The sequence below is a fragment of the Pseudomonas sp. H26/SER47-MNA-CIBAN-0231 genome, assembly GCF_040310465.1.
Classification (GTDB): domain Bacteria; phylum Pseudomonadota; class Gammaproteobacteria; order Pseudomonadales; family Pseudomonadaceae; genus Aquipseudomonas; species Aquipseudomonas atacamensis.
Map to the genome: position 1 here is coordinate 14,797 of NZ_JBEOPW010000013.1, position 13,283 is coordinate 28,079.

Sequence of the window (13,283 nt, forward strand, 5' to 3'; positions counted from 1 at the left end):
CGATCATGAAAATCGCATTTATCGGGCTGGGCAACATGGGCGCGCCGATGGCGCGCAACCTGATCAAGGCCGGCCACTCCCTGAACCTGGTCGACCTGAACAAAACCGTGCTGGCGGAACTCGAGCAACTGGGCGGCACCATCCGCGCTTCGGCCCGCGAGGCGGCGGAAGATGCCGAACTGGTGATCACCATGCTCCCGGCGGCTGTGCACGTGCGCAGCGTCTGGCTGGGTGAGGAGGGCGTGCTCGCCGGCATTCGCCAAGGCGTGCCGGCGGTGGATTGCAGCACTATCGATCCACAGACCGCCCGCGACGTAGCGGCGGCCGCCGCCAAACACGGCGTGGCCATGGCCGATGCGCCGGTCTCCGGCGGCACTGGCGGCGCGACCGCCGGCACGCTGACCTTCATGGTCGGCGCCACCCCGGAACTGTTCGCCACCCTGCAACCGGTGCTGGCGCAGATGGGCCGCAACATCGTGCATTGCGGTGAAGTCGGCACCGGCCAGATCGCCAAGATCTGCAACAACCTGCTGCTGGCGATTTCGATGGTCGGCGTCAGTGAGGCGATGGCGTTGGGCGATGCGCTGGGGATCGACACCGGTGTGCTGGCCGGAATCATCAACAGCTCGACCGGCCGCTGCTGGAGTTCGGAGATGTACAACCCGTGGCCGGGCATCGTCGAAACGGCGCCGGCCTCGCGCGGTTATACCGGCGGGTTCGGGGCAGAACTGATGCTCAAGGATCTTGGGCTGGCGACTGAAGCGGCGCGGCAGGCGCACCAGCCGGTGGTGCTCGGCGCGGTGGCGCAGCAGTTGTATCAGGCGATGAGCCAGCGCGGTGATGGCGGGAAAGACTTCTCGGCGATCATAAACAGCTATCGCAAGCCGCAGTAATCGCGATCAGCCCTTGTGGTGAGGGGATTTATCCCCGTTGGGTTGCGCAGCAGCCCCCTGGATTGTGTCAGGTAAACCGAGTGCTCAGGGTTTGCGACTGCTGCGCAGTCGAGCGGGGATAAATCCCCTCGCCACAGGTTTTAGCAACGCCGGGACATTTGCCGGGAAATCACGTCGGGTGATTTCCCGGCTTTTTTGCATCAGGCGAAGACGAAATATTTGCGCACGGTCTCGACAACTTCCCACGTGCCTTTCATGCCCGGCTCAACGACGAAGATATCGCCGGCGCGCAGGTGGATCGGCGCCATGCCGTCCGGGGTGATCACGCAGTAGCCTTCCTGGAAATGGCAGTACTCCCACTTCACATAATCGACGCGCCACTTGCCCGGTGTGCAGATCCAGGTGCCCATGATCTTGCTGCCGTCTTCGCTGGTGTAGGCGTTGAGGTTGACGGTGTGCGGGTCGCCTTCGAGTTTTTCCCACTTGCAGGCGTCGAGTACCGGCAGCGGGTGAGTGTCGCGCAGAACGGTGATAGGGGCGGTCGCGGTCATGGGGACTCCGGGCAAGTGGACTTGAGAATTGAAGTCGCACCCTATAGCGCCCGGTTTTCGCTCAGTTGTCTGGGGTCGACATCGGAGTGCTCAGAAACGCGCGCAGCGCTGAGCGCTTGTAACAACGCGGTGGCATAACCCGGCAGCGCGGCGAAGTCTCTCGCGCAGAGCAATAACCTGCGACGCGCCCATGGCTCATTCAGAGTCACGCACTTGAACTGCTCGAGCATCGCGCGTTGGACAGCGGCCAACGGCACGATGGCCAGGCCGGCGCCACGGGCGACCATACGCATTGCGCCATCAAAGCCATCGGCGCGAATGCGCACCTGCATTCGTGCGCCGCTGTGCAGCGCCTGTTCTTCCAGATAGATCGCTAGTGCGCTGTCGGCGCTGAGTCCGACAAAGTCGTGCTGCAACGCGTCGCTGAAACTGACCTCGGCGGCGTCAGACAACGGGTGATCGAGCGGCAGAATCAGCACCAGCGGATCGTCGCGAAACGCTTGAGTCTGTAGGCCGTTGGTGTCGACCGCGTCGGACACAATCCCCAGATCCGCCGCTCCTTCGCGCAAGGCATGGGTGATCCGCGCGCTGGGCAGTTCCTGTAGATCGATGTCGAGATTGGGATGGCTGCGCAGGAAATCCGCGAGCACTTCCGGCAGGTACTCGGTGATCGCCGTGGTGTTGCACAACAGCCGCACCTGACCTTTGACGCCATGCGCGTAATCGGCCAGATCCTGCTGCATGCGTTCGGCCTGTTGCAAAAGAATGCGCGCGTGGCGGGCGAGGGCTTTGCCGGCGGGCGTCGGGGTGACGCCACGCCGACCACGTTCGAGGAATTCGGCGCCCAGCGAGGCTTCCATCGCGCGGACTCGAGCGCTGGCGGCGGCGAGGGACAAGTGGCTGCGGGCAGCGCCGGCGGTGATGTTGCCGGTGTCGAGAGTGTGCAGGTAGAGGCGCAGGTCGGTGAGGTCGAAGTGCATGGGGTTTGCCTGTAGTTTCGCGGTGGCTGGGCTGGCCCTTTCGCGAGCAGGCTCGCTCCCACAGGGACTTATGTACAGCGCAGATCCCGTGTGGGAGCGAGCCTGCTCGCGAAGAGGTCAGATGCCTCAACGCCGATGTCAGCCTCTTGCAAAGGAAGAGGCTACCTCAGTATATGGCAGATTTCCCCCCAGCCCGGATCAGTGCACATTACCCCAATGCACACACTAACCGACTTCTACCAAACCCTCGGCCTGACCCTGTCCCTACTGGTCATCGCCACCTTCTTGCTTGCGGGCGCGGTCAAAGGTGTGATCGGCCTCGGCCTGCCCACCGTTGCGATGGGTCTGCTAGGTCTGGCTATGGCGCCGGCGCAGGCAGCTGCTTTGTTGATAATCCCCGCGACTTTGACCAACCTCTGGCAACTGGCCTTCGGTGGCCATCTGAAAAGCTTGATCAAACGCCTCTGGCCGATGCTGCTGATGATCTTCCTCGGCACCGGCATCGGCACCCTCTGGATCGGCATGACCGGCGGCCATTGGGTGGTGCGCGGACTTGGCGCGGCGCTGCTGCTGTATGCATTGAGCGGACTGTTTCTGCCGACTTTGCACGTCAACCCGCGTCATGAGCGCTGGCTCGGCCCGCTGTGTGGCCTGATCACCGGCGTCATCACCTCCGCTACCGGTGTCTTCGTGATTCCAGCGGTGCCGTACCTGCAAGCGCTGGGGCTGAGCCGCGATGAGCTGGTGCAGGCGCTCGGTCTGTCCTTCACCGTCTCGACCCTGGCGCTGGCCGCGGGGCTGCTCTGGCACGGCGCACTCGACGGTGGCGAATTGAGCGCCTCGCTGCTGGCGCTGATCCCGGCCATGCTCGGCATGTGGCTTGGCCAATGGTTGCGTCAGCGCATCAGTGCGATGCTGTTCAAGCGCGTGTTCTTTATCGGACTGGGCGCGCTCGGCGCCCATTTGCTGATCAGCGGCTAGCCGACGATTCGCTGAGCATGTCGATCGGGCGGATATCGAAATCGCGCTCCAGATAGTCCATGCGCCTGGCGAAAAACGCTTTCATGTGCGGCAATGCCGAGTGCTCATCCAGATGCGCCTGGCTGGCCCAGATCTCGTAGAAGATAAACAGCGTCGGATCCTGCTGGTCGCGCAGCATGTGGTACTCGATGCAGCCCGGTTCGGCGCGGCTCGGCTCCACGTAAGCACGGAACAGCGCTTCGAATTCGGCGGTTTTTTCCGGGCGGGTCTTGGCGTGCAGGATGAAACCCTGGCGTTCACTCATCACAACTTCCTCGAATGCAGAAAGCGCTGAATGCTACGGCAACAATTGGCGATCGATTCGTGCGTTTTGATCAAATGTATTTTGCGTCGATGTGGCTGTTTCCGCGCGAGATCGATGGTTAATCTGCCGCCATTCCAATTCCTGTTTCAATCCAGCCTTGAAGGCTGCGCCGAGGTTTTCCGATGAAGAAAGTGCTGTTGCTCAATGGCGGTAAAAAATTCGCCCACTCCGATGGCCGCTATAACACCACCCTGCACGAGACCGCGCTGAGCGTGCTCGATCGCGGCGGTGTCGACGTCAAGACCACCTTCATTGATGAGGGCTACGACGTTGCCGAAGAAGTGGCCAAGTTCCTCTGGGCCGACGTGATCATTTATCAGATGCCGGGCTGGTGGATGGGCGCGCCGTGGACGGTGAAAAAGTACCTCGACGAAGTCTTCACCGAAGGCCACGGCAGCCTCTACGCTAGCGACGGTCGCACACGTTCCGATGCTTCGCAGAAGTACGGCAGTGGTGGTCTGATTCAGGGCAAGCAATACATGCTGTCGCTGACCTGGAACGCGCCGCAGCAAGCCTTCGATGACCCAACGGATTTCTTCGAAGCCAAAGGCGTGGACGCTGTGTACTTCCCGTTCCACAAGGCCAACGAGTTTCTGGGCATGACCGCACTGCCGACCTTCCTCTGCGTCGACGTAATGAAGCGTCCGAATATCGACAATGATGTGGTGCGCTATGAGCAGCATCTGACTGAGGTGTTTGGCCTCAAGGCTTGAGGCTTTCAGGCTAATATCGGGGTCACAGCAAAAGATCGCAGCCTTCGGCAGCTCCTGCAGGGGCATGGCGACGGGCTGCGATCGGCGATTCCAGCGAGGACACCCGTGAAAGCCAGATCCGATGAGTTGCAGATTTTCGTCTGCGTGATCGAGTGCGGTTCGATTTCCGCCGCCGCCGAGCAGGTCGGCCAGACGCCGTCGGCCGTCAGTCGCACGCTGTCGAAGCTCGAAGCCAAGCTCGACACCACGCTGATCAACCGCACCACGCGACGCATGGACCTGACCGAGGAGGGCAAGTATTTCTTCGAACAGGCCAAGCTGATTCTCGACCAGATGGATCAACTCGAAGAACGCCTGTCCTCGCGCCAGCAAACCCCGTCCGGACGCCTGCGCATCAACGCCGCCTCGCCGTTCATGCTCCACGCCATCGTTCCCTACATCGACGAATTCCGGCAGCTGTATCCGGACATTCAGCTCGAACTCAACAGCAATGACTTGATCATTGACCTGCTGGAACAAAGCACCGACGTCGCCATCCGCATCGGCACCCTCGCCGATTCGACGCTGCATGCGCGTTCGCTCGGTTGCAGTCCGTTGATGATTGTTGCCAGCCCTGCCTATTTGAAGAAGCATGGTGCGCCCCGGCAGGTCGCGGATTTGAGCGAACATACGCTGCTCGGCTTCACCCAGAACGAAGGCCTCAACCAATGGCCGCTGCGCTATGTGCATGGCGACCGCTGGCCGATCAGCCCGGCAATCAGCGCTTCCAGTGGTGAGACCGTGCGCCATTTGGCGCTGGAGGGGCAGGGCATCGCCTGCCTGTCGCACTTCATGACCATCGACGACATCCGCGCCGGACGCCTGAAAGTCCTGCTCGGCGAATTCAACAGCGGCTACCGCCAGCCGATCAACGCCGTGTACTACCGCAACTCGCAACTGGCGTTGCGCATCCAGTGCTTCCTCGACTTTATCCAGGGCAAACTCGCCGCCTACGCCAGCGCCGAATTCAAAGGCTGATTCGTGATCCCTGCGCAAGAGTGAATTGGCCGAGGGCGGCTTTTTCGCCGGGTTTCATCGGCCGATACTCGCTGCATCACTTATTCACGCAGGGAGTTACTCCATGAACGTATTCGTTACCGGCGCGGCCGGATTTATCGGTGGGTCCATCGCCACCGGTCTGGTGCAGGCCGGGCACCACGTCACCGGCCTGGTGCGCAGCGCCGAGCAGGCTGATGAGCTGAAAGCATTGGGCATGAACGCGGTAATCGGCACCCTCGATGACAGCCAATTGCTGGCGCAACAGGCCCGTGCTGCCGATGCCGTCATCAACGCTGCCAGCAGCGATCATCGCGGTGCGGTGGAAGCGTTACTCGACGCTTTGCGCGGCTCGAATAAAGTCTTTCTGCACACCAGCGGTTCGAGCATTGTCGGCGATGCTTCCGGCGGCAAATCCAGCGATGACATTTACTACGAGGACAACCTGCCGGAGCCGACTGTCGACAAAGCTGCGCGCGTGGCCATCGACAACCTGGTACTCGCGGCGGCGAAGGATGGCGTGAACTCGGCGGTGATCTGCAACACCCTGATCTACGGCCACAGCCTGGGCGTCAACCGCGACAGCGTGCAACTGCCGCGACTGCTCAAGCAGGCGCGCAATAGCGGCGTCGTTCGCCACGTCGGAACAGGGCAGAACATCTGGTCCAACGTGCACATCGAAGACGTCGTCGCCTTGTATCGGCTGGCGCTGACCAGGAATGTGCCGGGCACTTTCTACTTCGTTGATAGCGGTGAAGCGTCGTTCATCGACATGACCACCGCCATGGCCGAAGCCCTCAATCTGGGCGAACCGCAAGACTGGCCATTGCAAGACGCCGAAGCCGAATGGGGCTATGAAATGGCCAACTACGGCCTCGGTTCCAACAGCCGCGTACGCGGCAAACACGCCCGGGAACTGCTGGGCTGGACGCCGAAGCGCACGTCGGTGGTGGAATGGATTCGTAACGAAATGGTGTGAGTTCAGCGCGCACCGAGTGAAGCCATTCGCGAGCAAGCTCGCTCCCACAGGTGACCGCGTTCTGCCTGGAAAAATGTAATTCCTGTGGGAGCTGGCTTGCCAGCGATAGCGGTGGATCAGTCGCCACCCATGTTGAACGTGGCGCCGTCATCGCTGGCAAGCCAGCTCCCACAGGGACTTTGTGGTGGCCAGGAAGCCATGAAAATCCCGCCCTCCGATTTTCATTAAACACGACACCCCATACCCACCAGCGACATCTCTTGTCTCTCCACGAAAATTACTTTCATGTGGTTTGAAATCTCGATCTCGAAATGATTTATGAGTTTCACAACCCATTCGAACGTGACCCTTTCGAGGAGTACCGCATGACGCCTTCCCTCGGCTATTGGCTGCTGGTTTACGCCGCTGTGGCCATCATCGCGCTGATCGTGTTGATCGCCCGTTACCGGCTCAATCCGTTCATTGTCATCACCCTGATTTCCCTGGGCCTGGCGCTGGTGGCCGGGATGCCGCCGTCGGCGGTGGTCGGTGCGTATGAGGCGGGTGTCGGCAAGACGTTGGGGCATATTGCGCTGGTGGTGGCGTTGGGAACGATGCTCGGCAAGATGATGGCCGAGTCCGGCGGCGCCGAGCAGATGGCGCGCACGCTGATCGAGCGATTCGGCGAGAAGAACGCGCATTGGGCGATGGTCTGCATCGCGTTTCTGGTCGGCTTGCCGCTGTTCTTTGAAGTCGGTTTCGTCTTGCTGGTGCCAATCGCTTTCACCGTGGCACGCCGCGTCGGCGTGTCGATTCTGATGGTCGGGCTGCCGATGGTGGCCGGGCTGTCGGTGGTGCATGCGCTGGTGCCGCCGCACCCGGCGGCGATGCTCGCGGTGCAGGCCTATCAGGCCTCGGTCGGGCAGACCTTGCTGTACGCGATCGCGATCGGCATTCCGACCGCAATCATCGCCGGGCCGCTGTACGCCAAGTTCATCGTGCCGCGCATTCAATTGCCGGCGGACAATCCGCTGGAAAAGCAATTTCTCGAGCGCGAACCGCGCGACAAACTGCCGGGTTTCGGCATTACCATGGCGACCATATTGCTGCCGGTGGTGCTGATGTTGATCGGCGGCTGGGCTAACCTGATTTCCACCCCCGGCAGCGCGTTCAACCAGTTCCTGCTGTTCATCGGCAATTCGGTGATCGCGCTGTTGCTGGCGACTTTGCTGAGCTTCTGGACGCTGGGCGCTGCTCAGGGTTTCAACCGCGAATCGATCCTCAAGTTCACCAACGAATGCCTCGCGCCCACCGCCAGCATCACCTTGCTGGTCGGCGCGGGTGGCGGCTTGAACCGGATTCTGGTGGATGCCGGCGTCACCGATCAGATCGTCGGCCTCGCTCACGAATTTCACCTGTCGCCGCTGATCATGGGCTGGTTGTTCGCTGCGCTGATGCGCGTTGCCACTGGCTCGGCCACCGTGGCGATGACCACCGCATCAGGTGTTGTCGCGCCGGTGGCCATCGGTCTGGGTTATCCACATCCTGAGCTTTTGGTGCTGGCGACCGGCGCGGGCTCGGTTATCTTTTCCCACGTCAACGACGGCGGCTTCTGGTTGATCAAGGAATACTTCAACATGACGGTCGCGCAGACGTTCAAGACCTGGACCGTGCTCGAGACGCTGATCTCGCTGGTCGCTTTCGCGCTGACCGTCGGCCTTTCCTACCTGCTGTAACCGGAGCCCGCCGCCCATGGACATCCTCTACCAGATCCGCGCCCGCCAGGATTCCTTCAGTGCCGGCGAGGGGCGCATTGCGCGGTTGATGCTCGACGATGTCGGGTTTGCCGCCAGCGCCAGCCTCGAAGACCTCGCGCAACGCGCCGAGGTCAGCACCGCCACGCTGTCGCGCTTTGCCCGCACGGTCGGCTGTCGTGACCTGCGTGATCTGCGCCTGCAACTGGCCCAGGCCAGCGGCGTTGGCAGCCGGTTTCTCGACCCGGCGGGCACGCCTGAGCAGTCGGCGTTTTACGGGCAGATCGTTGGCGACATCGAAACCACGCTGCGCCAGCATCTGGCCGGTTTCGACGAATCGCGCTTCGCCGACGCAGTGAAATTACTCGGTCAGGCGCGGATGATTCACGCGTTCGGCATGGGCGGTTGCTCGACCCTGTGCAGCGATGAATTGCAGGTGCGCCTGGTGCGCCTCGGTTACTCGATTGCGGTGTGTCATGACGCGGTGATGATGCGCGTCACCGCCGCCAGTCTGAACGCCGAGCAAGTGCTGATCGCCTGCTCGCTGACCGGCATCACCCCGGAGCTTTTGGAAACCGTGGAGCTGGCGCGCAACTACGGCGCGCGCATTCTCGCCATCACTCGCGGCGATTCACCACTGGCGGAACTGGCCGACGTCGTACTGCCGCTGCAAGGCGCGGAAACCTCGTTCATCTACAAACCGACGGCGGCGCGCTACGGCATGCTGCTGGCCATCGACGTGCTCGCCACCGAGCTGGCGCTGGCCAGCCCTGAAGACAATCAAGAACGTCTGCGGCGAATCAAACTCGCCCTCGACGAATACCGTGGCGGCGACGATCACCTGCCGCTGGGAGACTGACATGCAGTACGACACCCTGATCCGCAACACGCTGGTTATCGACGGCAGCAACACGCCGGGCTACCGCGCAGACGTGGCGATTCTCAATGGCCGCATTGAGCGCATCGGCGATCTGCCTGACGCCCGCGCCAGCGAAGAAATCGACGCCGCCGGCCGGGTGCTGGCGCCGGGTTTCATCGACGTGCACACCCACGACGACACCGTGGTCATTCGCCAACCCCAGATGCTGCCCAAGCTTAGCCAAGGCGTGACCACGGTGATTGTCGGCAATTGCGGCATCAGCGCTTCGCCGGTCACCTTGAAGGGCAATCCACCCGATCCGATGAACCTGCTCGGCAGCGCAGCGGCGTTCGTTTACCCGCGTTTCAGCGACTACCGCGCCGCCGTCGAAGCGGCCAACACCACGTTGAACGTCGCCGCACTGGTCGGCCACACCGCGCTGCGCAGCAATCACCTCGACGACTTGTTCCGCACCGCAACGCCCGCTGAAATCACTGCGATGCGAGAGCAACTGCGCGACAGCCTCGAGGCCGGCGCGTTGGGTTTATCCACAGGCCTGGCCTACGCCAGCGCCTTCAACGCGTCCACTGATGAAGTCATGCAACTGACCGAAGAACTGACGGCGTTCGGCGCGGTGTACACCACCCATCTGCGCAGCGAATTCGCTCCGGTGCTGGAGGCGATGGACGAAGCATTTCAAATCGGCCGACACGCGCAATCGCCGGTGATCATTTCCCACCTCAAATGCGCCGGCGTCGGTAACTGGGGACGCAGTCCGCAATTGCTCGCAGCGCTGGAAGAGGCAGCGAAAACCCATCCGGTCGGCTGCGATTGCTACCCGTACGCGGCGAGCTCCTCGACCCTGGATTTGAAGCAAGTCACCGATGCCCACCGCATCACTATTACCTGGTCGACGCCGCACCCGGAAGTCAGCGGGCGCGACCTGATCGACATCGCTGGCGAATGGAAACTGTCGCTGGAAGAAACCGCGAAACGTCTGCAACCGGCGGGCGCGGTGTACTACGGCATGGACGAGGCCGATGTCAGAAGAATCCTCGCCCATCCGCTTTCGATGGTCGGTTCTGACGGACTGCCGGAAGACCCGTTCCCGCATCCGCGCCTGTGGGGCGCTTTCCCACGGGTGCTGGGCCATTTCAGTCGCGACGTCGGGTTGTTTCCGCTGCACACCGCCGTGCACAAGATGACCGGCCTGTCGGCGGCGCGTTTTGGCTTGCAGGAAAGGGGCGAGATTCGAGAAGGGCATTGGGCGGATCTGGTGTTGTTCGATCCGGCGACCGTGCGTGACGTGGCCGATTTCAACGATCCGCAGCGGGCGGCGCAGGGGATCGACGGGGTTTGGGTCAACGGCGTGTTGAGTTATCGCGACGGGCAGGCGAATGGGGCGAGGGCAGGGCGGTTTCTTGCGCGACAGGGTGACCTGCGCGACCACTTTCGTTAAGGATTCGTGGTGTGCGTCACAGTGATGGCATATTGCAATTAAAGAAAGCCATCCACAAGCCGATTTGCTGACATCCTCCCCGTCTACACTGTGGGGCCAATCAGTCAGGGAGCACCCCATGAGCTTCGGCAAAACCACCCCGATCCTGCGGATCTTCGATGAGGCCAAGGCTGTCGAGTTCTACGTCGATTTTCTCGGCTTCAAGATTGACTGGCAGCATCGCTTCGAAGCGAATTTTCCGCTGTATCTGCAGGTATCGCGTGGTGAGTGCGTGCTGCATCTGTCCGAGCATCACGGCGATGCCTGCCCGGGTTCGGCGCTGCGTATCGAAACCGATGAGCTGGAGGCGTTTCAGCAGCAACTGATGGCCAAGGATTACAAGTTCTCGCATCCGCAGATTCAGGCGATGCCGTGGGGCAGTCAGGACATGACCATTGCCGATCCGTTTGGCAATCGGTTGGTGTTTACCAATGCGATCAGTCTTTGAGCTTGGCGCCCAAGATCAAAAGCCCCTCACCCTAACCCTCTCCCGGGGGGAGAGGGGACCGATTGCGGGATGCTCGGGAGTTACGCCGACCTGAATGTGCTGTGCTGAATCCATAATCGACTCGGTCTTTCAGGTCGACGGACAGCGCAAGACAGCTGGGTCGGCCCCCTCTCCCTCTGGGAGAGGGCTGGGGTGAGGGCAAACCCTGACACCCCACAAAACCAGCCCACACCAAATTCCTCAAAAACCCTCAATCAGTCGGCACCAACCGATCCAGCACCCGGTTCACCGCCATCTCCGCAACCATCACAATCTGCGCAATGCCCTGTAACGTCTTGCGCTGCGAACCGTTCACCAGCCCCGCCTGATCGTTGAGCATTACCGTCGCCGACCCCAACGTTTCGCAGGCGTCGGCCAATAGCGATTCGTTGTCGGCGTCGGGATTGGCCATGTACAGCGTGTTGGACTTGTAGGGCGGGGCCATGAATTCAGCGCTGGACGGGCCGAGGTAATGATCGAGGGCGCGGTCGGCGGCTTCGTGGAATTTCTTTGAGTCGGCGGATTCGTAGGGAGATGCCGAGTCGGTGGGTGGCGGGTTTGGGGTTACTTTGAACATATCCAGATCCTCATTTGGCTGGCCACCGCTTTCCTACTAAAGAAAGTGGAGGCAGCTGTGCGCAGGTTAGTAGACCGGGGATCTGGGAAACCGGCGCGCCCGAGAGCGCCCTGCGCACAGCCACCATAAAGCTCAGGCGAGACCTGACTGTCTGATGAACGATGCACCCCAAATACTCCGGGCTACTAAACCCGATCACTGATGGGCAGTGACGCAATCACAGTAGCGATGAGGTCTGGGGCGCACAAGCCGGCGGATTCTGGCGCAGGCGTAGGCAGCGGCGCAAGGAATTGTGGGTGGTTTCGCTGGATGTCTGGCGGCTTTAAACAGTTGTGCCAAGGCGTGTTTAATCGGTGTGGCGAATGACGCCTTCGCGAGCAGGCTCGCTCCCACAAGGGGATCTGCGATGAACTCGAAAGTGCAGGCAACCGAAAAACTACTGTGGGAGCGAGCTTGCTCGCGAAGGGGCCATCAGCATCACCGCCGATTCCGCAACCGAAACTCCCCCGGCGGCATCCCGCGCCAGCTCTTGAACGTGCGATGAAATGAGCGCGGTTCGGTGAAGCCCAGATACTGCGCAATGTCCTGAATCGGCAACGTGCTGTTGAGCAAATAGTGCTCCGCCAGTTCCTGACGCAGCTCATCAAGAATCTGCTGATACGACGTCCCGACCTGCTGCAATTGCCGCTGCAACGTGCGCACCGAGACGCTGAGCTGTTCGGCCACTTGCTCCTTGCGCGGCAAGCCCTCCTTGAGCAAACCGCGCAGGATGTTTTTCACCTGCTGCGCCAGCGAGGCATCTTCCAGCGTCGCCAGCAAACCCATCGCGTGTTCTTCCAGGGTTCGCAGCAATTGCGCATCGGCCTGGCGCAGCGGCAACTGCAAATACGCCAGCGGCACCACCAGCGCCGAATACGCCTGATCGAACCGCACCGGGCAACCAAAAAACGCCTCGTACTCGGCCTGCGTCACCGCATCCGGCCGCGCATGCTCCAGCCATACGCAGGCCGGCGACAGCTGCGTGTCGGCGATCCAGCGCGCGTAGTGCAGCCAGGAACCGAGCACGTTTTCCACCAGATGCCGACGAATCCGTGGCCGCTCGTAGCGGCAGGTCCAGATCAGATGCACGTGCTCGCCCTGCACCTCGGCGCGGCTGACACCCATGTCGCCGACGAGTTTTTCGAACGGCATGATCCGGCTCATGGCATCGCCCAACGTCGCGCAATTCATGGTGATGTAACCAAGCACGCTCCACGAATTGGGCAGGACGAAATTCGCCGCATGCAGCCCGAACAACCCATCGCCGGAGTGCTCGCAGAAATAATCCAGCAAGCGCTCGTGAACCTCACCCGGCAGGCGCAAGGTGTTGTCGCTCAACTGCTGCGCCTGCAACCCGGCCGCCGCCAATGCAGGCTCGATGGCCATGCCCAACTGTTCAGCATGGCGCAGGTATTTGAGCAGCGGCGGAACGGAAGTGAAGCCAAGCGATGGCATGGTCGCGGTCCTTTGATCGACGGCGCGTGAGCGAGTGAATGGCGCAAGGTAAGTGGATTGCCCGGCGAAAGTAAATGCCCGGACGTTTGGCGCCATTCGCTACAGGATCTGGCCGGATGCGACCGTGACAGATCTACAG

Annotated in this window: 14 protein-coding genes; 9 read left to right on the plus strand and 5 right to left on the minus strand. The window is 61.5% G+C overall.

The genetic code is table 11. From position 1 onward, the window contains the following. Nucleotides 1-5 precede the first annotated feature (5 nt). Nucleotides 6-893, plus strand: a complete 888-nt coding sequence (gene mmsB / locus AAEZ10_RS18855; RefSeq protein ID WP_016770578.1) for a 3-hydroxyisobutyrate dehydrogenase — start codon at nt 6-8, stop codon at nt 891-893. 200 nt (nt 894-1,093) lie between these two features. On the opposite strand, the gene AAEZ10_RS18860 is transcribed toward mmsB, so the two are convergent. Further along, entirely contained in the window at nt 1,094-1,444 is a 351-nt protein-coding gene (locus tag AAEZ10_RS18860; RefSeq protein ID WP_016770579.1) for a cupin domain-containing protein, read from the minus strand. 41 nt (nt 1,445-1,485) lie between these two features. Then, nucleotides 1,486-2,424, minus strand: a complete 939-nt coding sequence (locus tag AAEZ10_RS18865) for a LysR family transcriptional regulator (RefSeq protein WP_350570469.1) — start codon at nt 2,422-2,424, stop codon at nt 1,486-1,488. Nucleotides 2,425-2,640: 216 nt separating this feature from the next. Here AAEZ10_RS18865 and AAEZ10_RS18870 point away from each other — a divergent pair, with 216 nt between their 5' ends. Further along, nucleotides 2,641-3,405: a sulfite exporter TauE/SafE family protein gene (locus AAEZ10_RS18870; RefSeq protein WP_350570471.1), complete on the plus strand. Its 765-nt coding sequence runs from the start codon at nt 2,641-2,643 to the stop codon at nt 3,403-3,405. Here the strand turns inward: AAEZ10_RS18870 and AAEZ10_RS18875 are convergent. After that, nucleotides 3,395-3,709, minus strand: a complete 315-nt coding sequence (locus tag AAEZ10_RS18875) for a putative quinol monooxygenase (RefSeq protein WP_350570473.1) — start codon at nt 3,707-3,709, stop codon at nt 3,395-3,397. The two genes, AAEZ10_RS18870 and AAEZ10_RS18875, sit on opposite strands and share 11 nt — an antisense overlap. A gap of 182 nt (nt 3,710-3,891) precedes the next feature. Between AAEZ10_RS18875 and mdaB the strand changes: the two genes are divergently transcribed. The 7 genes from mdaB to AAEZ10_RS18910 all read left to right on the plus strand — a co-directional run bounded on the left by mdaB (nt 3,892) and on the right by AAEZ10_RS18910 (nt 11,034). Further along, on the plus strand, nt 3,892-4,482 hold the full coding sequence (gene mdaB, locus AAEZ10_RS18880) for an NADPH:quinone oxidoreductase MdaB (protein WP_041477876.1): 591 nt from the start codon (nt 3,892-3,894) through the stop codon (nt 4,480-4,482). 105 nt (nt 4,483-4,587) lie between these two features. After that, nucleotides 4,588-5,499: a LysR family transcriptional regulator gene (locus AAEZ10_RS18885; protein WP_122610788.1), complete on the plus strand. Its 912-nt coding sequence runs from the start codon at nt 4,588-4,590 to the stop codon at nt 5,497-5,499. 103 nt (nt 5,500-5,602) lie between these two features. Further along, on the plus strand, nt 5,603-6,496 hold the full coding sequence (locus tag AAEZ10_RS18890) for an NAD-dependent epimerase/dehydratase family protein (protein ID WP_350570476.1): 894 nt from the start codon (nt 5,603-5,605) through the stop codon (nt 6,494-6,496). A gap of 365 nt (nt 6,497-6,861) precedes the next feature. Beyond that, nucleotides 6,862-8,211, plus strand: a complete 1,350-nt coding sequence (locus AAEZ10_RS18895; RefSeq protein WP_350570478.1) for a GntP family permease — start codon at nt 6,862-6,864, stop codon at nt 8,209-8,211. 16 nt (nt 8,212-8,227) lie between these two features. Then, entirely contained in the window at nt 8,228-9,088 is an 861-nt protein-coding gene (locus AAEZ10_RS18900) for a MurR/RpiR family transcriptional regulator (protein ID WP_130928126.1), read from the plus strand. A gap of 1 nt (nt 9,089) precedes the next feature. Then, complete coding sequence (locus AAEZ10_RS18905; RefSeq protein ID WP_350570480.1) at nt 9,090-10,547, plus strand: N-acyl-D-amino-acid deacylase family protein; 1,458 nt, start codon at nt 9,090-9,092, stop codon at nt 10,545-10,547. A gap of 118 nt (nt 10,548-10,665) precedes the next feature. Continuing rightward, nucleotides 10,666-11,034 carry a glyoxalase superfamily protein gene (locus AAEZ10_RS18910; protein ID WP_016771789.1) on the plus strand — a complete coding sequence of 123 codons (369 nt, stop codon included), beginning with the start codon at nt 10,666-10,668 and terminating at the stop codon, nt 11,032-11,034. 250 nt (nt 11,035-11,284) lie between these two features. Here AAEZ10_RS18910 and AAEZ10_RS18915 read toward each other — a convergent pair whose 3' ends face one another. Together AAEZ10_RS18915 and gliR are read right to left on the minus strand one after the other, a co-directional pair. Next, the gene (locus AAEZ10_RS18915) at nt 11,285-11,650 is read right to left on the minus strand and encodes a DUF6124 family protein (protein WP_024011494.1); all 366 of its coding nucleotides are present in this window, start codon (nt 11,648-11,650) and stop codon (nt 11,285-11,287) included. A gap of 477 nt (nt 11,651-12,127) precedes the next feature. Further along, nucleotides 12,128-13,144 (minus strand): AraC family transcriptional regulator GliR, encoded by a 1,017-nt coding sequence (gene gliR / locus AAEZ10_RS18920; RefSeq protein ID WP_350570482.1) that lies wholly within the window; start codon nt 13,142-13,144, stop codon nt 12,128-12,130. Nucleotides 13,145-13,283: the final 139 nt, after the last annotated feature.